The organism is Kitasatospora sp. NPDC001225, from assembly GCF_053597855.1.
This window is the reverse complement of record NZ_JBSFJC010000071.1, coordinates 21,755-45,067: the sequence shown is the minus strand read 5'-3', so window position 1 is coordinate 45,067 and position 23,313 is coordinate 21,755. Positions and strand designations below refer to the sequence as shown.

The following is a 23,313-nucleotide window of genomic DNA, read 5'->3' as shown; positions in this document are numbered from 1 at the left end:
AGGCCGGCCACCCGTGAGGATGACCGGCCTCGGTGCCGGGCGCCTGCGGTGCTGGGGCCCGCTCCGGGGAGAGCGGGACCGCCTCACCGGCCCCGAGACCGCGTCGTGCGCGGCTGAGTCCGCTGCCGTGCCCCCGAGTAGGACGGCTGCGATGGCGGCAGGCGGTATGGCCCCGCCGACAGCGGGGCGTGACCGCCCTCCGGACGGGGTCAGCTTTCGGCGAGGATGTGGGACAGCTCCCGGTCGAGGTCGAAGTGACGGTGTTCGGTGCCGGGGGGCACCGCGGCGTCCGTCCGCTTGAGGAACGACTCAAGCGCTCGGGCCGGGGCCTCCAGCAGGGCTTCTCCTTCCGGAGAGCTCAGTGCGATGCAGACCACCCCTTGCCCGTGACTACGGGACGGCCACACCCGGACGTCGCCGGTACCGGTGGGTCGGTGCAGCCCCTCCGCGAGGAGATCTCGGGCGAACACCCACTCCACGGTCTCGTCGGCGCCCGTGTGGAACGTGGCGTGCACGGCGTAGGGGTCGGCGGTGTCATAGCGCAGGCCCGCGGGGACGGGCAGTGAGGACTCGCTGGACACGATGAGGCGCAGGTGCAGCTCGCAGCTGACCGTGGTGTTCATAAGCGCCATGGCCTTTCGCTCAGTGTGCGCTCGGGGAATCGCACGTCGGCGAACGGACCATCCCACCCCCAAGACCGATGTAAACCCCTCTGTCCCGATTCGGGCGCGAGTCGTACCCCTTACGGCGCATTGCGGAATCGCCCCGCAGCGGCCGGGCCGGGCATTACCCGGGCGCTACTTGGTTAGTTTCCTGGCATGACTGTGCGAAACGACAAGAGGCGCGGGAACACGGGAACGGGTGAAGCGGCTGTGGCGGTTGACGCAGTCGTCGACGGCGGACGGGCGACCGGTTGACGGGCCCCGGCCGGCGTCCGCCGCACCCGGTCCGGCGGGTGGTGATCTCCCTGGCCGGCCCCGCGGGGGTGCGTTCGGACCGGTCGCGCCGCCGCCCGGCTGGTGATCTTCCTGGGTGCGGGGGCCCGACCGACCGGCCCCGGCCCCGCACCGGATCCGCCGCGAGGTCACGGAGGCCGCCCGGCGGGCCGTGACCCGCGGGTGCGCCGCCGCGAACCGGGGCGGCCGGACGGGAGCCCAGGGGGCGACCGGGAGCGGGGTCACGGGCGGGGAGGGTGGTCGGAGCACCCTCCGGGATGCGGTAATGTTTTCTCTGCACCCGGGCGATTAGCTCAGCGGGAGAGCACTTCGTTCACACCGAAGGGGTCACTGGTTCGATCCCAGTATCGCCCACCGGAATGCACAGTGATACGTGAGGCCCAGCCGATTATCGGCTGGGCCTCACGTGTATTTCCGGAATCCGCCCGAAGAGCCGTCGGTAATCGCCTGAGGCGCAGTCATCTTCCGCGTGGGGCGCGAGTTCTGCGGAGGTGTCGGCAGTACCCGGAACGGGCGAGTTGTACGACCGGCCCCGAATGGTGCTACAGTTCTTCTCGTTGCCCGGGCGATTAGCTCAGCGGGAGAGCACTTCGTTCACACCGAAGGGGTCACTGGTTCGATCCCAGTATCGCCCACCCGGACAGCACGCAGGCCCTGACCAGGAAACAGGTCAGGGCCTGCGGCGCGTTCAGGCCCGGGATACCGGGGCCGCCCGTCTACGCCGCCGCCTCGCAGCCGTGCTCCGGCTCCAGCCGGCGCCCGCAGCCGCACCGGGCCGGCCGCAGCGGCCAGGACAGGTCCACCCGCTCCGCCTTCCCCGAGCGGTCGAACCAGTTCTGCAGCCCCCGCGCCTGCGCCGCGTGCCAGACCGCCTGCCGCAGGTGCAGCTCCGCCGCCGACAGCCCGCCCAGCGCCGCCGGGTAGCGGGCGCCGATCCGCCGGGTCAGCGCCAGCGCCGCCGCCGCGTCCGCCGCCGCGTCGTGCGCCCCGGCCAGCTCCACGCCGTAGTGGGCGCACAGGTCGGTCAGCGTCCGGCGGCCCTTGCGGTAGCGGTCCACGTGCTTGTCCAGCACCCGCGGATCCAGCACCACCAGCCCGGCCGCCGCCGGCCCCCCGGCCAGCGTCAGCCCGTGATGACGGCGCAGCTCGCGGTCCAGCAGCGTCAGGTCGTAGGGCGCGTTCATCACCACCACCGGATGCCCGGCCAGCGCCTCGGCCGCCAGCGCGTGGGCGACCTCCGCCACCACCGCGCGGGCCGGACGCCCGTGGGCGCGCACCCGCTCGTCGGTGATGCCGTGCACCGCGCGGGCGCCGTCCGGGATCGGAACCCCCGGATCGGCGAGCCAGGTGGTGGTCCGCGCCGGTGCGCCCGGCGCGAGCTGGACGACCAGGGCGGCGGAGACGATCCGGTCGTTCTCCACGTCCACGCCGGTCGTCTCGGTGTCGAAGGAGGCGAGCGGGCCGGTGTACCAGTGCTGCTGCATGACTGCCCCTCAGACGAGCGTTGCGCCCGGTTGATACCCGGTTCTGACGCCCCTTCAACCCGTTTGGCCCAAGCCCGACCGGGGATCCTGCCCATGACTGTCCCGATCGAATCGACCGACCCGTCCGGACACCGGGACGGGCCCGAGCCGGGGGAGGCCACGGGGCGATGGCACTGACCCAGCCGCAGCCCGAGGAGGCGGCGGCCGCACCGCGGGGGAACCTCGCGGTCACCGCCTGCATGGAGACGTTGCAGGTCGGCTACCTGCACGCGGTCGCCGCCGCGGCCGGCTGCTCGCTCTCCCAGCCGTTCCCGGACAACGGCATCGACTGGCACGTCAGCCACGGTTCCCGGGCGCACGAGGTGGACGACGAGGTCACCGTCAAGATCCAGCTCAAGGCCACCCAGCAGGTCGCGCCCGACCCGGCCGGACCGTTCTTCAGCTTCACCCTGGACAACGACCACCTGCGCAAGCTCGCCCGGCCCCGGGTCGCCGTACCGCGGATCCTGGTCGTGATGCTGCTCCCGCGCCGGGTCGACCACTGGCTGCGGGCCCGCCCGGACGCCCTGGAACTGCGGCACTGCTGCTACTGGGTCAACCTGGCCGGCCACCCCGTCACCGGGCAGCGGCGCACCAACGTCCGGGTGCCCACCGACAAGGTCTTCGACGACCGCGCGCTCTGCGACATCATGGCCCGGATCGGCGCGGGCGGCAGCCCGTGACGGCCCGGCCGCGGCAGGGAGGAACCGGACCCATGACACCGCCGTACCCACCGGGCGAGCCGGCCCGGCCCCTGCCCGACCCGGCCGCCGTCGACCCCGCCGTGCTGGCCACCCTGCTCGCCCGGCACGGCTGGGTCCGCCGCGGCGGCCCGGCCGCCCGGTACGGACGCTGGACCCCGCCCGACGAGGAGCCCGGCACCAGCCTGCTCGTCCCGGCCGGGGACGGCTTCGACGACGCCGTCGAACTCCTCACCGACGCCGTCGCCGCGCTCTCCCGCGCCCGCACCCCCTCCGCCCGCTCGATCCTGCTCGCCCTCGCCGTTCCCGGCGACGAACTGCGCTGGCACCGCGAGCCGCCCGGCCCCGCCGGGACCGTCTCCTGGGACGAGGCCGAGCGGCTCAGAGGGGCGGCCCGAGGGATGCTCGCCGCCGGCGCCAAGGCCGCCCGCACCAGGGCCGGCTACTTCGGAGCCCGGCTGGACGGCCTCGCCGGGGACTACCTGGACCGCGTCCTGCTGGTCGAACAGGGCGCCGCCCTCACCGCGTACACCCCCGCCCCCGAGGGCCGCGCCGCCGTCACCACCCTGGTCCGGGCCCTGGAGGCGCTGCGCGACGCGGTCGACTACCGCCGGGTCAGCGGCGGGCCCGAGGCCTTCGGGAACGCCGTCCGGGCCGGGGTCAGCCGCGAGCTCGTCCGGTCCGTCGAGGACCTGGTGCGCGACGCCACGGCCGCCCGGCTCAGCGTCGCCTGGTCACCCGCCGCCGGGACGCCGGGCGGCTTCGGCGACCGCCGGATCGACCTCGACTTCTCGCCCGGCGACCTGCCCGCCCTGGCGGAGGCCGCCGACCTGCTGGAACGGACCGAACCCGCCATCGCCGTCACCGTGCTCGGCGTGGTCACCCGCCTCAAGCGCGCCGACCCGGCCGGACCGGGCTCGGTACGGCTCCGGGTACTGACCGGCGCCGACGTCCGGGAGCTCAAGCTCCGCCTGCCCGACCCCGACTACCGGCTCGCCGCCGAGGCCCACCTCGCGGGCCTGCCCGTCCGGGTCTCCGGCCGGCTGGACCGGCACGACGGCTTCCGCCGGCTCGTCCGCCCGCACGGGCTGGAGCTCCGCGGCTGGGAGGACGGGGACCGCGAGCGGCTGCTGAAGTCGCTCGGAGAGAAGACGGAGGAAGGGGGAGAGGGGGCGTAGGTGGACGGCAGGGGCGGCGCTCTCGGTACCATCGTCACGCGCAGCGCAGTGTTGCGTCCTCTGAAATCCAGCACGTCAGGAGAGACCGGTGACGGACGTCCGGGTAATCATCAGCCGCGAACCCGATCGGGAAGAGCGCGTGGTGACGACGGGCACCACGGCCGCCGAGCTCTTCGCCGACGACCGCTCGATCATCGCCGCCCGTGTCGGCGGCCAGCTCAAGGACCTCGCCTACGCCGTCCAGGACGGCGACGAGGTCGAGCCGGTCGAGATCGGCAGCAAGGACGGCCTCGACATCCTGCGCCACTCCACCGCGCACGTCATGGCCCAGGCCGTGCAGCAGCTCTACCCCGAGGCCAAGCTCGGCATCGGCCCGCCGGTCAAGGACGGCTTCTACTACGACTTCGACGTCGAGAAGCCCTTCCACCCCGATGACCTCAAGGCCATCGAGAAGCGCATGCAGGAGATCATCAAGCGCGGGCAGAAGTTCTCCCGCCGCGTGGTCACCGACGAGGCCGCCGCCGAGGAGCTGGCCGCCGAGCCGTACAAGCTGGAGCTGATCGGCCTCAAGGGCTCCGCCGCCACCGCCGGCGAGGGCGCCGACGTCGAGGTGGGCGCCGGCGAGCTCACCATCTACGACAACCTGGACGCCAAGACCGGCGAGCAGTGCTGGGGCGACCTCTGCCGCGGCCCGCACCTGCCCAGCACCCGCCACATCCCGGCGTTCAAGCTGATGCGCAACGCGTCCGCCTACTGGCGCGGCAGCGAGAAGAATCGCCAGTTGCAGCGCATCTACGGCACCGCCTGGCCGACCAAGGACGAGCTCAAGGCCCACCTCGACTTCCTCGTCGAGGCCGAGAAGCGCGACCACCGCAAGCTCGGCAACGAGCTCGACCTCTTCTCCATCCCCGAGGAGATCGGCTCCGGCCTCGCCGTCTTCCACCCCAAGGGCGGCATCATCCGCCGGGCCATGGAGGACTACTCGCGCAAGCGGCACGAGGAGGAGGGCTACGAGTTCGTCTACACCCCGCACGCCACCAAGGGGAAGCTCTTCGAGAAGAGCGGCCACCTCGACTGGTACGCGGACGGCATGTACCCGCCCATGCAGCTCGACGAGGGCGTGGACTACTACCTCAAGCCGATGAACTGCCCGATGCACAACCTGATCTTCGACGCGCGCGGCCGCTCGTACCGTGAACTGCCGCTGCGCCTCTTCGAGTTCGGGACGGTGTACCGCTACGAGAAGTCCGGCGTCGTGCACGGCCTGACCCGGGCCCGCGGCTTCACGCAGGACGACGCGCACATCTACTGCACCCGCGAGCAGATGGCGGAGGAGCTCGACTCCACGCTGACCTTCGTGCTCAACCTGCTCCGCGACTACGGTCTGACCGACTTCTACCTGGAGCTGTCGACCAAGGACCCGGTCAAGTACGTCGGCAGCGACGAGACCTGGGAGGAGGCCACCGCCGTCCTGGCGAGCGTGGCCGAGAAGCAGGGCCTGCCGCTGGTGCCGGACCCGGGCGGCGCGGCCTTCTACGGCCCGAAGATCTCGGTGCAGGCGCGGGACGCCATCGGCCGGACGTGGCAGATGTCGACGATTCAGTTGGATTTCAACCTCCCCGAGCGCTTCGACCTGGAGTACACCGCCGCGGACGGCTCGCGTCAGCGGCCGGTCATGATCCACCGGGCGCTGTTCGGCAGCATCGAGCGGTTCTTCGCGGTGCTGCTGGAGCACTACGCCGGCGCCATGCCGCCGTGGCTGGCCCCGGTCACCGTGACCGGCATCCCGATCACCGACGAGCACGTGCCGTACCTGCTGGAGGTCGCGGCCGAGCTCAAGAAGCACGGGATCCGGGTCGAGGTCGACACCTCGGATGACCGCATGCAGAAGAAGATCCGCAACGCACAGCGCTCCAAGGTGCCGTTCATGCTGATCGCGGGCAACGACGACGTCGAGGCGGGCGCGGTGTCCTTCCGCTACCGCAACGGCGAGCAGAAGAACGGCGTGCCCCGTGACGAGGCCATCGCCGAGATCGTTGATGCTGTGGCGCGTCGTATCCAGGTGTGACGTGGACCCCGCCTGAGCGGGGGTGGCCCGCCGATCCTGCAACGGATCTACGGGACAGCGTGGTGGGCCCCGCGTTCGCGGGGTTGCGCGGGGCAGGCTCTCGATGAGTCTGCCCCGCGCGGCTTTGCAAGCCCCGTCGGGCGAATATGCTGATCAGCATGACGACTGAGCCGGAACTTCAGCGGGGCGTCGGCGAGCCGGACGGCTTCCGCCGCTTGTGGACGCCTCATCGGATGGCGTACATCCAGGGTGAGAACAAGCCCACCGGCCCGGCTCCGGACGACGGTTGTCCGTTCTGCTCGATCCCGTCGCTGAGCGACGAGGAGGGGCTGGTCATCGCCCGGGGGAGTGCCGTGTTCGCGGTGCTGAACCTGTACCCGTACAACGGTGGGCACCTGATGGTGGTCCCGTACCGGCACGTCGCCGACTACACCGACCTGGACGAGGCCGAGACGGCCGAGCTGGCGGACTTCACCAAGAAGGCGATGACGGCGCTGCGGGCGGCCTCCGGGGCGCACGGGTTCAACATCGGGATGAACCAGGGCGCGGCGGCCGGGGCCGGGATCGCGGCGCACCTGCACCAGCACGTGGTGCCGCGCTGGGGCGGGGACACCAACTTCATGCCGGTGGTCGGCCACACCAAGGTGCTGCCGCAGCTGCTGGCGGACACCCGGAAGATGCTGGCCGAGGTCTGGCCGCAGGGCTGATCCACAGCACGAGCGCAAGAGGGCCCCACCGAAGAGATCCCGGTGGGGCCCTTCCGCGTTCCGCGGGTCAGCCGGCGTTGAAGGTGTCGACGTCGTACGGGCGGGGGCTCTGCGCCTCGGACTTGATGATCGAGGTGCGGTTCTTGAAGAAGCGGTCGGCGTCCAGGTCGTGCTCCTCCAGGAACTCCAGCGTGGCCGCGTGGACGGCGGCGAGCACCGGGACGGAGGCGTTCTGGGCGTTGTCGACCATGGAGCGGTTCTCCCAGGCCCGGCCGGCCCAGATGTGCCGCAGCCCGAACGGCTCGGGCAGGCCGAGTCCGCCGCCGAGCCAGGTGAGCAGCCCGGGCATCCGGTAGAACGGGGCGCGGACGGCCTGGCGGACGACCTCGTCGTTGTCGATCAGGGGGAGCTTGACGGTGCGCTCCTCCCAGAACTTCACGGTCTTGGCGACCGACTTCTCCTTGTCCTTGGGCTTGTCGAAGAAGACGCCCTTGACCGGGCCGAGCGCGTAGCCGGACACGGTGATGTTGAGGACGTTGGCGAGCAGGGTGACGGTGACGGTGAAGGTGAGGACCAGCTTGCCGTCGTGGGTGATGAACTGGGTGGCGAGGTAGTGCCGGGGGCCGCCGGAGAAGGTCTGCTTGTCGGCGACGCTCTGGACGGCGAAGTCGCGCATCCGGTCGCCGTCCATGTCGGCGTTGCCGGGGCGGCTGATCTCGTCGGCGCCCTCGCCGATGTCGAAGACGACCCACTGCTTGATGGCGACGTTGGGCATGCCGCTGTTGGCGACGTGGCTGACGCCGAGGCCCTTCAGGTGGGAGGAGATCCGGCGGATCAGGTCCCAGGGGTGGAAGGCGCGGAAGTCGACGTGGCCCTCGGCGGGGTGGAGGGTGTCGGCGAGGCGCCATTCGCCCCAGCGGCGGCCGGCGCCGAGGATGCCCTTGGGGCCGGCGTAGTGGTGGATGTTGGTCTCCTGCTCGGCGTCCAGGCGGCCGAGCTTGTCGCGCAGGTCGGCGGCCTTCTTGTCGAGGTCGTCCCGGGGGACGGCCTTGGCGACGGTGGCGGCGACGGCGCTGCCCTCGACCAGGGCCTGCCAGCGGCTGCGCAGGTCCTTGGCGGAGCGTTCGACGATCCGGCGGGCGAGGTACCAGCCGATGACCGGCGCGAGCATGGTGACGCGCAGGTAGACGCCGATGAAGCCGGTGGCCGGCGGGCGCAGGGCGAGCAGGACGGCGAGGGCGGCGGCCGCGGCGAGCACGATGCCGCCGTAGACGGCCGCGTTCTTCGGGTTGTCCCGTTTGAGCCAGGCGCGGAGCTGGAAGGCGCCGAGCCAGACGAGGGTGCCGGGGAGGAAGAGCACGCCGGTGGCGATGGAGACGGTGCTGAGCTGCCGGTCGCGGGTGTTGCGCAGTTCCTCGGCGGCCAGGCAGTGCTCGACGACCTGGCGGGTGTCGACCCCGAAGGCCGGGACGAGGGGTTTGCGGGCGCCGCCCAGGGCGCGGGAGACCAGCGCCTTGCTGAAGGCCTCGCCGAGGTTGGGGCGGAAGAGCGCGAAGCGGCCCTTCTTCGCGGTGGCGTCGGTGACGGCGCCGACGAAGCCCTGGATCTCGCCGTCGCGGTAGGCGGTCGAGGAGAGTCCCTGGGTGATGGCGGTCTGCGGCCCGGTGTCGGTCCGGGGTATCTGCGCACCCGGGGTCATGTCGAGTGTGGTCACGGTGGCGTCCCCTCCTCCCCTTGTCAGCGGCAGGTTACCGTGCCGTGGCACCCCCGCGCGGATGATCGTCTGAAGTACCGTCACCGGAGGCCTGAGGGGCATGATGCCCAGCTTCGGGCGGGTCGATGCCCGCCGTGGGAGGGATGGGGGCGGTGGGGCAGGATGGGTGGTGGGAGTGACGAAAGGGGCGCGGCCGTGAAGGATCCGGTGCTGGTCTTCGACGGGGACTGTTCGTTCTGCTCGTCCTGCGTGCGCTGGGCGGAGCGGTACCTGCGGCAGACGCTGGCGTCGGGGGGCTGGGAGGCGGTGCCGTTCCAGTTCGCGGACCTGGCGGGGCTGGACGGGCGTGCGGGCGGGCGGGGCGAGGTGTCGGCGGAGCGGGCGGAGCGCGAGGTGCTCTGGGTGACGCCGACCGGCCGGGTGTACGGGGGCGCGCAGGGGGTTGCGCGGCTGCTGATGCGCTCCGGCGGGGCGTGGGCATATCTGGGCGCGGTGTTGACGGCGGCGCCGGTGCGGCCGGTGGCGGGGGTGGTCTACCGCTGGGTGGCGCGCAACCGGCACCGGATGCCGGGGGGTACGGCGGCGTGTGCGCTGCCGGCCCGGAAGCCCGTCCGGCCGTAGACCCGTCCGGCCGTGGTCGGGCGCGGGGCCGCTCAGTCGGTGTAGCGCTCGGCCAGGGCGGTGGGCATCGGCTCGTGGCGCAGGTAGGCGCGGGAGAACTCGGCGGTGCCGTGGGTGAGCGAGCGCAGGTCGACCGGGTAGCGGACGAGTTCGAGTTCGGGGACCTCGGCGTGCAGCAGGGTGAGGCCGGTGCCGCCGGTCTCGCTGCCGAGGACGCGGCCGCGGCGGGCGGAGAGGTCGCCGAGGACGGCGCCGAGGTAGTCGTCGGGGAGCAGGACGCTGACGGCGGCGACGGGTTCGAGCAGGCGGATGACGGCGTGCTCGGCGGCGTCGCGCAGGGCGAGGGCGGCGGCGTTCTGGAAGGACGCGTCGGAGGAGTCGACGGAGTGCGCCTTGCCGTCGGTGAGGGTGACCCGGACGTCGACGAGCGGGTGGCCGGTGGCGACGCCCTTGGCGAGCTGGGCGCGGACGCCCTTCTCGACGGAGGGGATGAAGTGCTTGGGGACGGCGCCGCCGACGACGTGCTCCTGGAACTCGAAGCCGGAGCCGGCCGGGAGCGGTTCGACCTCCAGGTCGCAGATGGCGTACTGGCCGTGGCCGCCGGACTGTTTGACCAGGCGGCCGTGGCCGGCGGCGGCGGTGCCGAAGGTCTCGCGCAGGGCGACCTTGGGTTCGACGGTGTCGACGTGGACGCCGTGGCGGGTGCGGAGGCGGTCGAGGACGACCTCGGCGTGGGCCTCGCCGGTGCACCAGAGGACGAGCTGGTGGGTGTCGGGGTTCTGTTCGAGGCGTAGGGCCGGGTCCTCGGCGGTGAGGCGGGCGAGGGCCTGGGAGAGCTTGTCGTCGTCGGCCTTGCTGTGGGCTTCGACGGCGATCGGGAGGAGCGGTTCGGGGAGGTTCCAGCCGTCGAGTTCGACGGGGTGGCCGGGGTCGTGGACGGTGTCGCCGGCGCGGGCGGTGGTGAGTTTGGCGGCGCAGACGAGGTCGCCGGCGACGGCGTGCGGGACGGGGCGCTGGAGTTTGCCGAAGGGGCTGGTGAGGGCGGTGACGCGTTCGTCGCCGTTCTGGTCGGCGGTGTGGGCGGTGCCGGTGAGGTGGATCCGGGTGTCGGGGCGCAGGGTGCCGGCGTAGAGGCGCAGCAGGCTGATCCGGCCGACGTAGGCGTCGCCGGTGACGCGGACGACCTGGGCGGCGAGCGGGGCGTCGGGGTCGCAGGCGGGGGCGGGGCGGGTGCGTTCGGTGGGGTCGGGGAAGGTGTGGGCGATGAGGTCGAGGAGTTCGGCGGCGCCGAGGCCGTTCTCGCTGGTGGGGACGGCGGGGTGGAGGGTGCAGGAGAGGACTTCGCGGCGCAGGCCGGCTTCGAGGGAGTCGGTGTCGAGGGGGTCGCCGGAGAGGTAGCGCTCCATGAGGGTGTCGTCCTGGCCGGAGATGGCCTCGACGAGGCTGTCGTGGGCGGGGGTGGTGTCGGGGAGGGGGTCGGTGTCGCCGTAGGTGTCGCCGGTGAGGAGGTCGACGCTGCCGTCGGGGTGTCCGTCGTGGAGGACGGGCAGGAAGAGCGGGCGGAGGGTGTCCGGGCCGAGGTCGAAGGCGTCGTGGCAGGCGGTGAGGATGTCGTCGAAGCCGGTGTGGGCGAGGTCGAGTTTGGCGACGGCGATGGCGCGGGGGATGCCTTCGGCGGCGCATTCGTGCCACAGGGCGCGGGTGGGGGCGGTGACCGGGTCGGTGGCGGAGACGACGAAGACGGCGGCGTCGGCGGCGTGCAGGGCGGCGCGCAGGTCGGCGGTGAAGTCGGGGTGGCCGGGCGGGTCGATCAGGTTGATCTTGACGCCCTTCCATTCGAGGGGGAGGAGCGCGAGTTGGACGGAGCGCTGCTGCTGGTGCTCGATGTCCTCGTGGTCGGAGACGGTGGTGCCGTCGGTGACGCGGCCGGCCCGGCCGGTGGCGCCGGAGGCGAGGGCGAGGGATTCGGCGAGGGTGGTCTTGCCCACACCGCTGGGGCCGATGAGGACGACGTTGCGCAGGTCCTTCGGGCCGTTGACGGGGGGTGCCTGGCCGGCTCGTGCCGTGCTGCGGTCGGGCATCGGGGTCTCCTCCCGTGGCGCCGAGGCTGTCTTTGGCAGTCTAGGGTCGGGTTCTGCGGGGCGCGTGTCGTAGGGGCCGGTCGGTGACGGTCCGTGTGTGGGTGGTGGCGGGGGCGCCGACCCGGCGGTGCGTGCGCCGGAGCGTGTCTCCGGCGTGGCTACGATGGGTGGGCCGGACGGGCTGATCCGCCCGGCCGTCTGCCGCGCGTTCCGCGCCAGGCGGTATCTGGGAGATCGGAGCGGCTGGGAAGGCCATGCTCAACAAATACGCGCGTGCCTTCTTCACACGTGTCCTGACCCCGTTCGCCGCGTTCCTGATCCGCCTCGGTGTGAGTCCGGACGCCGTGACGCTGATCGGTACCGCCGGTTCGGTGGCCGGTGCGCTGGTGTTCTTCCCGCGCGGGGAGTTCTTCTGGGGCACCATCACGATCACGCTGTTCATCTTCTCGGACCTGGTCGACGGGAACATGGCCCGCCAGTTGGGCCGGACCTCGAAGTGGGGGGCGTTCCTCGACTCCACCCTGGACCGGGTCGCGGACGCGGCGATCTTCGGTGGTCTGGCGATGTGGTACGCGGGCAAGGGTGACGACAACCTGCTCTGCGCGGTGGCGATCTTCTGCCTGGCGAGCGGTCTGGTGGTGTCGTACACGAAGGCGCGGGCGGAGAGCCAGGGTCTGCCGTGCGACGTGTCGGGGCTGGTGGAGCGGGCCGAGCGGCTGGTGGCCAGCCTGGTGGCGGCCGGGGTCGCGGGTCTGCACACGTTCGGTGTGCCGTACGTGGAGTGGCTGCTGCCGGTGGCGCTGTGGCTGGTGGCGGCGGGCAGCCTGGTGACGGTGTTCCAGCGCATGCTGACCGTGCGCCGGGAGGCGTTCGAGGCCGACCGAGCGGCGGCCGGGAGCTGATGGGGGGCGTCCTGCGGTGACGGACCGACTGGTGTACTGGGCGTACGCGCTGGGGTGGGGGCTGCTGAAGCACCTGCCGGAGCGGGTGGCCGCGGGGCTGTTCGACCGGCTGGCGGACTACGCGTGGCGCAAGCGCGGCAAGCGGGTGCTCCAGTTGGAGGCGAACCTGCGCCGGGTCCGTCCGGGCTTGGACGAGGCCGCGATGCGGGAGCTGTCGCGGGCCGGGATGCGCTCGTACCTGCGGTACTGGATGGAGTCGTTCCGGCTGCCGGTGTGGAGCCGGGAGCGGGTGGCCCGGGATGTCCAGGTGGACGGCTTCGAGCACCTGCGGGAGACGCTGGAGGCCGGTCGGGGCGCGGTGATAGCGCTGCCGCACATGGGCAACTGGGACCTCGCGGGGACCTGGGTGGCGCAGCAGGGCTACCCGTTCACCACGGTCGCGGAGCGGTTGAAGCCGGAGCGGCTGTTCGACCGGTTCGTGGAGTTCCGGGAGGGCCAGGGCATGGAGGTCCTGGCGCTGACCGGCGGTTCGGTGAACGTGATCGGGACGTTGGCGCGGCGGCTGCGCGAGGGCCGGCTGGTCTGCCTGGTGGGGGACCGGGACCTGTCGGAGGCGGGTATCGGGGTGACGTTCTTCGGTGAGGAGACCCGGATGCCGGCCGGTCCGGCGGCGCTGTGCCAGCGGACCGGGGCGGCGCTGATGCCGGTGACGCTCTGGTACGACGGTCCGGTGCTGCGGGGCCGGATCCACCCGGAGGTGCCGGTGCCCGAGGAGGGCGACCGCAAGGAGCGCACCCGGGCGATGACCCAGGCGATGGCGGGGGTGTGGGAGCGGGGCATCCGCGAGCACCCGCAGGACTGGCACATGCTGCAGAGGTTCTGGCTCGCCGACCTTCCGGTCCGTGAGACGGTGAAGGCGGCGCCCGCGGAGCGCGCGGAGGGGGCCCCGGAGCCGGTGGCCGAGGCCTCCGGGTCCTGATCCGTTCCGCCGTCCCGCCCGCACGACCGTCCGAAGGAGCTTGAGGAACCCGTGAAGATCGGCATCGTCTGCCCGTACGACTGGGACGTCCCCGGTGGGGTGCAGTTCCACATCCGGGACCTGGCCGAGCACCTGATCGGCCTGGGGCACGAGGTGTCGGTGCTGGCGCCGGCCGAGGACGACGAGGCGCTGCCGCCGTACGTGGTCCCGGCCGGGCGGGCGGTGGCGGTGCCGTACAACGGGTCGGTGGCGCGGCTGAGCTTCGGCATCCTGTCGGCGGCGCGGGTGCGGCGGTGGCTGCACGACGGCCGCTTCGACATCCTGCACGTGCACGAGCCGGCCGCGCCGAGCCTGTCGATGCTGGCCGCCTGGTCGGCGACCGGGCCGATGGTGGGGACGTTCCACACCTCCAACCCGCGGTCCCGGATGATGATCGCGGCCTCGCCGATCCTCCAGCCGGGGCTGGAGAAGATCCGGGCCCGGATCGCGGTGTCGGAGTACGCCCGGCGCACCCTGGTGGAGCACCTGGGCGGGGACGCGGTGGTGATCCCCAACGGCGTGGACGTGGGCTTCTTCGCGGAGGCCGAGCCGGACGAGCGCTGGACGGGCGGTGCGGCGAAGGGGGAGCCGGGCACGATCGGCTTCATCGGCCGGATCAACGAGCCGCGCAAGGGCCTGCCGACGCTGCTGGCGGCGCTGCCGAGGATCCTGGCGGAGCGGCCGGGGGTGCGGCTGCTGGTGGCGGGCAAGGGCGACGAGGAGGAGGCGGTCGCGGGCCTGGCGCCGGAGGTGCGCCGGCAGGTGGAGTTCCTCGGCATGGTGAGCGACCGGGACAAGGCCCGGCTGCTGCGCAGCGTGGACCTGTACGTGGCGCCGAACACCGGGGGCGAGAGCTTCGGGATCATCCTGGTCGAGGCGATGTCCGCGGGTGCGCCGGTGCTGGCGAGCGACCTGGACGCGTTCAAGCAGGTGCTGGACGGCGGGGACGCGGGCGAGCTGTTCCCGGTGGAGGACGCGGACGCGCTGGCCCGTACGGCGCTGCGGCTGCTGGGTGATCCGGCGCGGCTGGAGGAGCTGCGGGAGGCGGCTTCGCGGCACGTGCGGCGGTTCGACTGGTCGACGGTCGGCGCGGACATCCTGGCGGTGTACGAGACGGTGACGGCGGGCCAGGCGGCGGTGGTCGAGGAGGACGTGCGCAGCGGTCGGCGCGGCCGGTTCGGGCTGGCCCGGGACTGATCCCCGGGGTCGGTGGGGTTAGGGTCGGGCGTCCGTACCACTGCGATCCACGGGGGCGACGATGCCGCAGATCTCCGTCGACTACTCGGCCGACCTGGCCGGCACCTTCGACCGCCGGGGCCTCGGCCTGGCGATCAACCGGCTGGCCGAGGCGACGATCGACGCGAAGCCGGAGTCCTGCAAGACGGTGTTCCGGCAGAGCGAGCTGCTGGTGGTCGGGACCAGCGGGGCGGCCGGGGACACCCAGGTGTTCGTGGAGTTCCAGATCTTCCCGGGCCGTTCGCCGGAGGCGAAGGCGGCGCTGAGCGAGGGCGTGCTGGCGCTGCTGGCGCGGTTCGTCCGGCCGAGGCCGGGCACCCGGCTGTTCACGGCGGTGAACATCGCGGACATCGACCGGGAGAGCTACCGGAACGCGACCGCCCGGGGCTGAACCGGTGACACCGGGTAACGTAGCGGCCCGTGACTACCTGGATCTGGGCCGGCGTGGCCGTGGTGCTGTTCGGCATGTACCTGAGTTGGACGGCCGGTCGGTTGGACCGGCTGCACGCCCGGATCGACGCGGCGCGGGCGGCGCTGGACGCGCAGCTGGTGCGCCGGGCCTCGGTGGCGATGGAGCTGGCGACGTCCTCGCTGCTGGATCCGGCGGCCTCGTTGCTGCTGCTGGACGCGGCGCACGCGGCCCGGCAGGCCGATGACGAGCAGCGCGAGGTGGCGGAGAGCCAGTTGAGCCTGGCGCTGCGGGCGGTGTTCGAGGAGCCGGAGCAGATGGCGGCGCTGGTGGCGGAGCCGGGTGGCGAGGACGCGGTTCGTGAGCTGACGGCCGCGGTGCGGCGGGTGCCGATGGCCCGCCGGTTCCACAACGACGCGGTGCGGGCGGCGCGGGCGGTGCGCGAGCACCGGCTGGTGCGGTACTTCCGGTTGGCGGGGAAGGCGCCGTTCCCGTTGGCGTTCGAGATGGACGATGCACCGCCGCCCGCTCTCACGCCCGAAGGGGCGCCTGCTTAAGGTGTCCCCCGGATACGGCCCGTTTGTCGTGTCCCGTCGTCCTGGCTGGACTTGGTGGCGCATGAGTGGGCCATCCGGTCTGCCTACCATAGGGCGATAGCACTGATTCATCTTCGAGTGAGGTCTCACGTGTCCACGACCCCCACCACCGCAGACCAGCCGCAGATCGGCACCGCCCGGGTCAAGCGCGGCATGGCCGAGCAGCTCAAGGGCGGTGTGATCATGGACGTGGTCAACGCCGAGCAGGCCAAGATCGCCGAGGACGCCGGCGCCGTGGCCGTCATGGCCCTGGAGCGGGTTCCGGCCGACATCCGCAAGGACGGCGGCGTGGCCCGCATGTCCGACCCCAACATGATCGAGGAGATCATCGAGGCGGTCTCCATCCCGGTGATGGCCAAGTCCCGCATCGGCCACTTCGTCGAGGCCCAGGTGCTCCAGTCGTTGGGCGTCGACTACATCGACGAGTCCGAGGTGCTGACCCCGGCCGACGAGGTCAACCACTCGGACAAGTGGGCCTTCACCACCCCCTTCGTCTGCGGCGCCACCAACCTGGGCGAGGCCCTGCGCCGCATCGCCGAGGGCGCGGCCATGATCCGCTCGAAGGGCGAGGCCGGCACCGGCAACGTCGTCGAGGCCGTCCGCCACCTGCGCCAGATCAAGAACGAGATCGGCAAGCTGCGCGCGCTGGACAACAACGAGCTGTTCGCCGCCGCCAAGGAGCTGCGCGCCCCGTACGAGCTGGTCAAGGAGGTCGCCGAGCTCGGCAAGCTGCCGGTCGTGCTGTTCTCCGCCGGTGGCGTGGCCACCCCGGCCGACGCCGCGCTGATGCGCCAGCTGGGTGCCGAGGGCGTCTTCGTCGGCTCCGGCATCTTCAAGTCGGGCGACCCGGCCAAGCGTGCCGCCGCGATCGTGAAGGCCACCACCTTCTTCGACGACCCGAAGGTCATCGCGGACGCCTCCCGCAACCTGGGCGAGGCCATGGTCGGCATCAACTGCGACACCCTGCCGGAGACCGAGCGCTACGCCAACCGCGGCTGGTAACCACCCGCAGTTTCCGAGCCGGCCCGCCGCAGCGCCTCGGCGCGCGGCGGGCCGCGCCACGTAGTCCGTCGTAACGATCGATAGAGGTTGAAGACCGTGAGCACTCCTGTCATCGGCGTCCTCGCCCTCCAGGGCGACGTCCGCGAGCACCTGGTGGCGCTGGCCGAGGCCGACGCGCTCGCCCGTCCGGTGCGCCGCGCCGAGGAGCTGGCCGAGGTCGACGCGCTGGTGATCCCCGGCGGGGAGTCCACCACCATGTCCAAGCTGGCGCTGCTGTTCGGCGTGATGGAGCCGCTGCGCGAGCGGGTCGCCGACGGGATGCCGGTCTACGGCACCTGCGCGGGCATGATCATGCTGGCGGACAAGATCCTGGACGGCCGCGACGACCAGCAGACCGTCGGCGGCATCGACATGACGGTGCGCCGCAACGCCTTCGGCCGCCAGAACGAGTCCTTCGAGTCCGGGATCGAGTTCGCGGGCCTGGACGACGCGCCGGTGCACGGCGTCTTCATCCGCGCCCCCTGGGTCGAGGGGGTCGGCGCGGGCGTCAAGGTGCTGGCCGAGCTGCCCGCCGCGGACGGCCCGGAGAGCCGGATCGTCGCGGTGCGCCAGGGCAACCTGCTGGCCACCTCCTTCCACCCGGAGCTGACCGGCGACCACCGGGTCCACGCGTACTTCGTGCGGATGGTCGAGGAGCACCTCGCCGGTCGGTAGACCGCCGCCCACCGTGTGCGCCCCACCGCCGGCGACACCGGTAAGATCTCATCTGTTCATTTCCCTTTGGCGACGTAAAGGAGCTGGCGATGTCCGGCCACTCTAAGTGGGCTACCACCAAGCACAAGAAGGCCGTGATCGACGCCAAGCGCGGCAAGCTCTTCGCCAAGATGATCAAGAACATCGAGGTGGCGGCGCGCACCGGCGGACCCGACCCGGCGGGCAACCCGACCCTCTACGACGCCATCCAGAAGGCGAAGAAGAGCTCGGTCCCGATCGACAACATCAACCGCGCCGTCAAGCGCGGTGGCGGTCTGGAGGCCGGCGGCGCCGACTACCAGACCATCATGTACGAGGGCTACGGCCCGAACGGTGTCGCGGTCCTGATCGAGTGCCTCACCGACAACCGCAACCGCGCCGCCTCCGACGTGCGCGTCGCGATGACCCGCAACGGCGGCTCGATGGCCGACCCGGGCTCGGTCTCGTACCTGTTCACCCGCAAGGGTGTCGTCATCGTCCCCAAGGCCGACGGCGTGGACGAGGACAAGCTGTTCGAGGTCGTCCTGGACCAGGAGCCGGAGGAGATCAACGACCTCGGCGACTCGTTCGAGATCGTCTCCGAGGCCTCGAAGATGGTCGCCGTGCGCACCGCGCTGGTCGACGCCGGCGTCGACTACGACTCGGCCGAGGCCAACTTCCTCCCCAGCATGCAGGTCGAGCTGGACGTCGACGGCGCCCGCAAGATCCTGAAGCTGATCGACGCGCTCGAGGACAGCGACGACGTGCAGAACGTCTTCGCCAACTTCGACATCTCCGACGAGGTCGGCGCGCAGCTCGACGCCGAGTGATCACCGCCCAGTGATCGTCGGTGGGTGACCGGTCCCACTGCCCGGCCCGGTGGTCCCTGGACCACCGGGCCGGTGTCGTCGGCGGGGTTGTCGGACCCGGGCGGTAGCCTGCGGAGGTCCTTCGTGGCGAGTGGCAGGGAGACGGGCGAGTGGTGCGGGTACTGGGCGTGGACCCGGGGCTGACCAGGTGCGGGGTCGGCGTGGTCGAGGGCGCGCCGGGCCGGCCGCTGCGGATGGCCGGGGTCGGCGTGGTGCGCACCCCCGCCGAGGCGGAGATCGGGGAGCGGCTGCTCCAGGTCGAGCAGGGCATCGAGGCCTGGCTGGACGAGCACCGGCCCGACCTGGTGGCCGTCGAGCGGGTCTTTGCCCAGCACAACGTCCGCACCGTGATGGGCACCGCCCAGGCCAGCGCCGTCGCGATGCTCTGCGCCACCCGGCGCGGCATCCCCGTCACCCTGCACACCCCCAGCGAGGTCAAGGCCGCCGTCACCGGCTCCGGCCGGGCCGACAAGGCGCAGGTCACCGCCATGGTGCAGCGCCTGCTGCGGCTGGACGCGCCGCCCAAGCCCGCCGACGCCGCCGACGCGCTGGCGCTGGCCATCTGCCACATCTGGCGCGGCGGGGCGACCAACCGGCTGGAGGCCGCCGTCCGGGCCGCCCGCGCCACCTCCCGCTCCACTCCTCCGAAAGGCACCGTCCGATGATCGCCTTCGTGCAAGGGCCCGTGGCGGCCGTCTCCTCCGGGATCGCGGTGGTCGAGGTCGGCGGGGTCGGCATGGCCGTGCAGTGCACCCCGAACACCCTGGCCGGGCTGCGGCTGGGCGAGCCGGCCCGGCTGGCCACCTCGCTGGTGGTCCGGGAGGACTCGCTGACCCTGTTCGGCTTCGCGGACGACGACGAGCGCGCCGTGTTCGAGATCCTCCAGGCCGCGCCCGGCGTCGGCCCCAAGCTGGCGCAGGCGATCCTGGGCGTGCACAGCCCCGACGCGCTGCGCGCCGCGATCGCGGGCGGCGACGAGAAGGCGCTGGTCGCGGTGCCGGGCATCGGCAAGGCCAAGGCGGCCAAGCTGCTGCTGGAGTACAAGGACAAGCTCGGCGCCCCGCACGGGGCGGTGCCCGCGCAGAAGCCGATCGCGAGCGGCCCGGCGCCGTGGAGCGAGCAGCTGCACTCCGCGCTGACCGGCCTCGGCTACGCCCCGCGCGAGGCGGACGAGGCGGTCGCGGCCGTCACCCCGGAGGCCGAGGCGCAGGCGGTGACGGACGTCGGCGCCCTGCTCAGGCTCGCCCTGCGCGGCCTCAACCGCGCCCGCTGACCAACTGACGATCTGTCCTTTTGTCGACACCGGAGACTCTGGAGCCCGCGACGATGTACGACCCGGAACCCACCGACCGGCTGGTCACGGCCGCCGCCGACGGTGAGGACCAGGCGGTGGAGGCGGCGCTGCGCCCCAAGCTCCTGGACGAGTTCATCGGCCAGGAGCGGGTGCGCGAGCAGCTGTCGCTGGTGCTCCAGGCCGCCCGCCAGCGCGGCAGCGCGCCCGACCACGTGCTGCTGAGCGGCCCGCCCGGGCTCGGCAAGACCACCCTGTCCATGATCATCGCCGCCGAGCTGGGCGCCCCGATCCGGATCACCTCCGGCCCGGCCATCCAGCACGCGGGGGACCTCGCGGCGATCCTCTCCTCGCTCACCGAGGGCGAGGTGCTCTTCCTCGACGAGATCCACCGGATGTCCCGGCCGGCCGAGGAGATGCTCTACATGGCGATGGAGGACTTCCGGGTCGACGTGATCGTCGGCAAGGGCCCGGGCGCCACCGCCATCCCGCTGGAGCTGCCGCCCTTCACCCTGGTCGGCGCCACCACCCGGGCCGGCCTGCTGCCGCCCCCGCTGCGCGACCGCTTCGGCTTCACCGGGCACATGGAGTTCTACGCCCCGGCCGAGCTCCAGCGGGTGGTGCACCGCTCGGCCGCGCTGCTGGACGTGGAGATAGACCCGGCCGGCGCGGCCGAGATCGCCGGGCGCTCGCGCGGCACCCCGCGCATCGCCAACCGGCTGCTGCGCCGGGTCCGCGACTACGCCCAGGTCCGGCACGACGGCGTGGTCGACGCCGGGATCGCCGCCCAGGCGCTGGACGTCTACGAGGTGGACGCCCGCGGGCTGGACCGGCTGGACCGCGCGGTGCTGGACGCGCTGCTGCGGCTGTTCGGCGGCGGTCCGGTCGGTTTGTCGACACTGGCGGTCGCCGTGGGTGAGGAGTCGGAGACGGTCGAGGAGGTCGCCGAGCCCTTCCTGGTCCGCGAGGGCCTGCTCGCCCGCACCCCGCGCGGCCGGATCGCCACCGCGGCCGCCTGGCAGCACCTCGGCCTGACCCCGCCGGTCCAGACCACCCGCGGGCGTGTTCCGGCGCAGCCGGACCTGTTCCCCGCCGACGAAAGTTGACCGCCATCGGCTGAACGGGTGAGTCGGGCCGGTCGGTTCCCGGCCGGTGCTCCCGTGGTGGCGCACGGGAGAGCCGGGAGTGGCGTCCGGGGAAACTGTGCAGGCGGAGGGTCGCCACTTTCGGCGGCATGATGCGATGCTTGGCGTTGTCCGATCGATTCGGGGTCGCCTAGACTCCGCCGGACCGCCCCTCTCACCTGACGGGCCGACCAATACCACACAGGCCGCCGGCCGGCGGCCCGTAAAGGACCCTGGCTGCAGTGAACCTCATCATCCTTCTCCTCCCGATCATCGCGATCGTGCTCATGTTCCGGTCGCAGAAGAAGCGCCAGTCGCAGATGCAGCAGATGCAGACGGCGCTGGAGCCGGGGGCCGGTGTGCGCACCATCGGCGGTCTGTACGCCCAGGTGAAGGCGGTCAACGACGAGACCGTCGAGCTGGAGATCGCGCCCGGCGTGGTCACCCACTTCACCAAGAGCGCCATCGCGGCCGTCCTGGACCCCCAGGAGTACGACGCGATCATCAACGGCCGCCCCGCCGATGACGAGCTGCCCGAGCCGGAGGCCGAGGAGGCCGACGCCGAGCCGGTCGAGGACAAGCCGCTGTCGCTCTCCAAGGACAGCGCCGAGAAGGGCGACGTCGAGGGCGGGGCTCCCGCGAGCAAGTAGTACGGACGGGCAACCCGCCCGGCCGCGCGGCACAGTGCCGCGAGCCCACAGGACCTCAGGGCCGCAGAACCGCCGGACCCCTGTCCCGCCACGAGCCGGACGGGGGTCCGGTCGGGGAAGTGGCATGGACAGGGAGAAACGAGCAAGGTGGCAACACCCAAGTCGCGCCCGCGCGACGGCTACCCAGGGCGGGCGCTGGCCCTCATCCTGGTCGTCACCGTCGGACTGGTCGCCCTCATGTTCGGGACGGGCACCACCAAGCCCCGGCTCGGGATCGATCTCGCCGGTGGCACCAGCATCACGCTGACCGCGAAGTCGACCGACCCCAAGGCGATCACCAAGTCCAACATGGACATCGCCACCGGGATCATCGAGCGCCGCGTCAACGGTATGGGTGTCTCCGAGGCGGAGGTCCAGACCCAGGGCGACAACACGATCATCGTGAACATCCCCAAGGGCGGGAACCAGCAGAACGCGGCGGACCAGGTGGGTACCACCGCCAAGCTGTTCTTCCGTCCGGTCCTGGCCGTGGCGCCCAGCGGCGTCACCGCCCCGGCTCCCACGGGCACCCCGTCCGCCGCCGCCACCGGCACCCCGGGCGCGACCCCGCCCGCCGCCACGGCCGGCACCCCGTCCCCGGGCGCGAGCGCCACCAAGCAGGGCCGCCCCGAGAGCGAGGCGCTGGCCGCCGAGGGCGCCAGCCCGACCGCCGCGGCCACCGGCGCGAGCACCGCGCCCACCGCCCCCGCCACCGGCGCCCCGAGCGCCGCGGCCACCCCGCCGAGCGCCGCCGACCTCAGCGCCGCGATGACCCAGGGCACCGTGCCGCCGGAGCTGAGCGCCGCGTTCGCCGCCCTCGACTGCTCCAAGCCCGAGGTCCGCACCGCCCAGACCGGCCCCGACGACAAGGCCGTCGTCGCCTGCTCGCAGAAGCCCGAGAACGGCTACTACGAGAAGCTCGCGCTCGGCCCCGTCGCCGTGAAGGGCTCGGACGTCTCCAAGGCGCAGCCGACCCTCGACACCCAGACGGGTGCCGGCTGGCAGGTCCAGCTGCAGTTCAACGGCAACGGCACCGACGACTTCACCAAGGTCACCGGCCAGCTCGCCACCCAGGCCCCGCCGAACAACCAGTTCGCGATCGTCCTGGACAACCAGGTCGTCTCGCACCCCGAGGTCAAGAACGCGATCCCCGGCGGCAGCGCCGTGATCACCGGCCGCTTCACCCAGGCCGAGGCGCAGGACCTGTCCAACGTGCTCGGCTACGGCGCCCTGCCGCTGGAGTTCGTCAAGAGCGACATCACCACCGTCTCCCCGGCGCTCGGCAGCGACCAGCTCAAGGCCGGCCTGGTGGCCGGCGCGATCGGCATGCTGCTGGTGGTCGCCTACTCGCTGGTCTACTACCGCGGCCTCGGCCTGGTCTCGATCGCCGGTCTGCTCGTCTCGGCGGCCCTGACCTACTCGATCATGAGCCTGCTCGGCAACGCGATCGGCTTCGCGCTGAACCTGCCGGCGGTCTGCGGTGCGATCGTCGCGATCGGCATCACCGCCGACTCCTTCATCGTGTACTTCGAGCGCATCCGCGACGAGGTCCGCGAGGGCGCCCCGCTGCGCCCGGCGGTCCAGCGGGCCTGGCCGCGCGCCCGGCGCACCATCCTGGTCTCGGACTTCGTGTCCTTCCTCTGTGCCGCCGTCCTCTACGTGGTCTCGGTCGGCAAGGTCCAGGGCTTCGCCTTCACCCTGGGTCTGACCACCGCGCTCGACGTCGTGGTGATCTTCCTCTTCACCAAGCCGCTGATCACGCTGCTGGCCCGCCGCAAGTTCTTCCTGAACGGCCACCCGTGGTCCGGCCTGGACCCGAAGCGACTGGGCGCCCGCCCGCCGCTTCGCAGCAGCCGTCGCCGTAACCCTTCCTCTGCCGCCGTGAAGGAGGCCTGA

At 72.3% G+C, this 23,313-nt stretch carries 22 protein-coding genes and 2 tRNA genes; 20 read left to right on the top strand and 4 right to left on the bottom strand.

Annotation, left to right across the window (positions count from 1 at the left end; genetic code table 11):
• Window positions 1-209 precede the first annotated feature (209 nt).
• A complete protein-coding gene (locus tag ACWDCZ_RS23775) occupies window positions 210-623 on the bottom strand; it encodes an SsgA family sporulation/cell division regulator (RefSeq protein WP_030056266.1) in 414 nt (137 codons plus the stop codon).
• A 615-nt stretch (window positions 624-1,238) separates the two neighbouring features.
• Here ACWDCZ_RS23775 and ACWDCZ_RS23770 point away from each other — a divergent pair.
• Together ACWDCZ_RS23770 and ACWDCZ_RS23765 are read left to right on the top strand one after the other, a co-directional pair.
• Window positions 1,239-1,310 (top strand) — tRNA-Val (locus ACWDCZ_RS23770).
• 209 nt (window positions 1,311-1,519) lie between these two features.
• Window positions 1,520-1,591, top strand: a tRNA-Val gene (locus ACWDCZ_RS23765).
• An 81-nt stretch (window positions 1,592-1,672) separates the two neighbouring features.
• Here the strand turns inward: ACWDCZ_RS23765 and ACWDCZ_RS23760 are convergent.
• Complete coding sequence (locus tag ACWDCZ_RS23760) at window positions 1,673-2,440, bottom strand: exonuclease domain-containing protein (RefSeq protein WP_074002368.1); 768 nt, start codon at window positions 2,438-2,440, stop codon at window positions 1,673-1,675.
• 167 nt (window positions 2,441-2,607) lie between these two features.
• On the opposite strand from ACWDCZ_RS23760, the gene ACWDCZ_RS23755 reads away from it, so the two are divergent.
• The 4 genes from ACWDCZ_RS23755 (at window position 2,608) to ACWDCZ_RS23740 (ending at window position 7,133) form a co-directional block, all read left to right on the top strand.
• Window positions 2,608-3,162 carry a DUF4365 domain-containing protein gene (locus ACWDCZ_RS23755; protein ID WP_049651441.1) on the top strand — a complete coding sequence of 185 codons (555 nt, stop codon included), beginning with the start codon at window positions 2,608-2,610 and terminating at the stop codon, window positions 3,160-3,162.
• Between the two features lie 32 nt (window positions 3,163-3,194).
• Window positions 3,195-4,358, top strand: coding sequence for a hypothetical protein (locus ACWDCZ_RS23750; protein WP_380737392.1), 1,164 nt, complete (start codon window positions 3,195-3,197; stop codon window positions 4,356-4,358).
• Window positions 4,359-4,446: 88 nt separating this feature from the next.
• Window positions 4,447-6,426: a threonine--tRNA ligase gene (gene thrS / locus ACWDCZ_RS23745; RefSeq protein ID WP_449816896.1), complete on the top strand. Its 1,980-nt coding sequence runs from the start codon at window positions 4,447-4,449 to the stop codon at window positions 6,424-6,426.
• 146 nt (window positions 6,427-6,572) lie between these two features.
• The gene (locus ACWDCZ_RS23740; protein WP_049651438.1) at window positions 6,573-7,133 is read left to right on the top strand and encodes an HIT family protein; all 561 of its coding nucleotides are present in this window, start codon (window positions 6,573-6,575) and stop codon (window positions 7,131-7,133) included.
• A 67-nt stretch (window positions 7,134-7,200) separates the two neighbouring features.
• Here the strand turns inward: ACWDCZ_RS23740 and ACWDCZ_RS23735 are convergent, their stop codons facing one another.
• Window positions 7,201-8,847, bottom strand: a complete 1,647-nt coding sequence (locus ACWDCZ_RS23735) for a hypothetical protein (protein WP_079272097.1) — start codon at window positions 8,845-8,847, stop codon at window positions 7,201-7,203.
• A 195-nt stretch (window positions 8,848-9,042) separates the two neighbouring features.
• On the opposite strand from ACWDCZ_RS23735, the gene ACWDCZ_RS23730 reads away from it, so the two are divergent.
• Window positions 9,043-9,468 (top strand): thiol-disulfide oxidoreductase DCC family protein, encoded by a 426-nt coding sequence (locus ACWDCZ_RS23730; protein ID WP_234348356.1) that lies wholly within the window; start codon window positions 9,043-9,045, stop codon window positions 9,466-9,468.
• Between the two features lie 32 nt (window positions 9,469-9,500).
• Here the strand turns inward: ACWDCZ_RS23730 and ACWDCZ_RS23725 are convergent, their stop codons facing one another.
• A complete protein-coding gene (locus ACWDCZ_RS23725; protein WP_449816895.1) occupies window positions 9,501-11,549 on the bottom strand; it encodes an elongation factor G-like protein EF-G2 in 2,049 nt (682 codons plus the stop codon).
• Window positions 11,550-11,803: 254 nt separating this feature from the next.
• Between ACWDCZ_RS23725 and pgsA the strand changes: the two genes are divergently transcribed.
• From pgsA to secD, 13 genes are all read left to right on the top strand, one after another.
• Complete coding sequence (gene pgsA, locus ACWDCZ_RS23720) at window positions 11,804-12,451, top strand: phosphatidylinositol phosphate synthase (RefSeq protein WP_049651434.1); 648 nt, start codon at window positions 11,804-11,806, stop codon at window positions 12,449-12,451.
• Window positions 12,452-12,467: 16 nt separating this feature from the next.
• Window positions 12,468-13,430, top strand: a complete 963-nt coding sequence (locus ACWDCZ_RS23715) for a phosphatidylinositol mannoside acyltransferase (protein WP_241852867.1) — start codon at window positions 12,468-12,470, stop codon at window positions 13,428-13,430.
• A 51-nt stretch (window positions 13,431-13,481) separates the two neighbouring features.
• Entirely contained in the window at window positions 13,482-14,666 is a 1,185-nt protein-coding gene (locus ACWDCZ_RS23710) for a glycosyltransferase family 4 protein (protein WP_049651432.1), read from the top strand.
• Between the two features lie 61 nt (window positions 14,667-14,727).
• Window positions 14,728-15,096, top strand: a complete 369-nt coding sequence (locus ACWDCZ_RS23705; RefSeq protein WP_049651431.1) for a 5-carboxymethyl-2-hydroxymuconate Delta-isomerase — start codon at window positions 14,728-14,730, stop codon at window positions 15,094-15,096.
• A gap of 29 nt (window positions 15,097-15,125) precedes the next feature.
• On the top strand, window positions 15,126-15,671 hold the full coding sequence (locus tag ACWDCZ_RS23700; RefSeq protein WP_049651430.1) for a LemA family protein: 546 nt from the start codon (window positions 15,126-15,128) through the stop codon (window positions 15,669-15,671).
• Between the two features lie 129 nt (window positions 15,672-15,800).
• Complete coding sequence (pdxS, locus tag ACWDCZ_RS23695) at window positions 15,801-16,712, top strand: pyridoxal 5'-phosphate synthase lyase subunit PdxS (protein ID WP_049651429.1); 912 nt, start codon at window positions 15,801-15,803, stop codon at window positions 16,710-16,712.
• Between the two features lie 96 nt (window positions 16,713-16,808).
• Complete coding sequence (pdxT, locus tag ACWDCZ_RS23690; RefSeq protein ID WP_049651445.1) at window positions 16,809-17,426, top strand: pyridoxal 5'-phosphate synthase glutaminase subunit PdxT; 618 nt, start codon at window positions 16,809-16,811, stop codon at window positions 17,424-17,426.
• 89 nt (window positions 17,427-17,515) lie between these two features.
• Entirely contained in the window at window positions 17,516-18,274 is a 759-nt protein-coding gene (locus ACWDCZ_RS23685) for a YebC/PmpR family DNA-binding transcriptional regulator (protein ID WP_049651428.1), read from the top strand.
• A gap of 152 nt (window positions 18,275-18,426) precedes the next feature.
• Window positions 18,427-18,978, top strand: coding sequence for a crossover junction endodeoxyribonuclease RuvC (ruvC, locus tag ACWDCZ_RS23680; protein WP_049651444.1), 552 nt, complete (start codon window positions 18,427-18,429; stop codon window positions 18,976-18,978).
• Window positions 18,975-19,586: a Holliday junction branch migration protein RuvA gene (gene ruvA / locus ACWDCZ_RS23675; RefSeq protein WP_117487159.1), complete on the top strand. Its 612-nt coding sequence runs from the start codon at window positions 18,975-18,977 to the stop codon at window positions 19,584-19,586. The genes ruvC and ruvA overlap by 4 nt, the downstream gene beginning before the upstream one ends.
• 53 nt (window positions 19,587-19,639) lie before the next feature.
• Window positions 19,640-20,710, top strand: a complete 1,071-nt coding sequence (gene ruvB, locus ACWDCZ_RS23670; RefSeq protein WP_380667329.1) for a Holliday junction branch migration DNA helicase RuvB — start codon at window positions 19,640-19,642, stop codon at window positions 20,708-20,710.
• A gap of 260 nt (window positions 20,711-20,970) precedes the next feature.
• Window positions 20,971-21,378, top strand: coding sequence for a preprotein translocase subunit YajC (yajC, locus tag ACWDCZ_RS23665; RefSeq protein ID WP_053112055.1), 408 nt, complete (start codon window positions 20,971-20,973; stop codon window positions 21,376-21,378).
• Window positions 21,379-21,525: 147 nt separating this feature from the next.
• Entirely contained in the window at window positions 21,526-23,313 is a 1,788-nt protein-coding gene (gene secD / locus ACWDCZ_RS23660) for a protein translocase subunit SecD (protein ID WP_380781165.1), read from the top strand.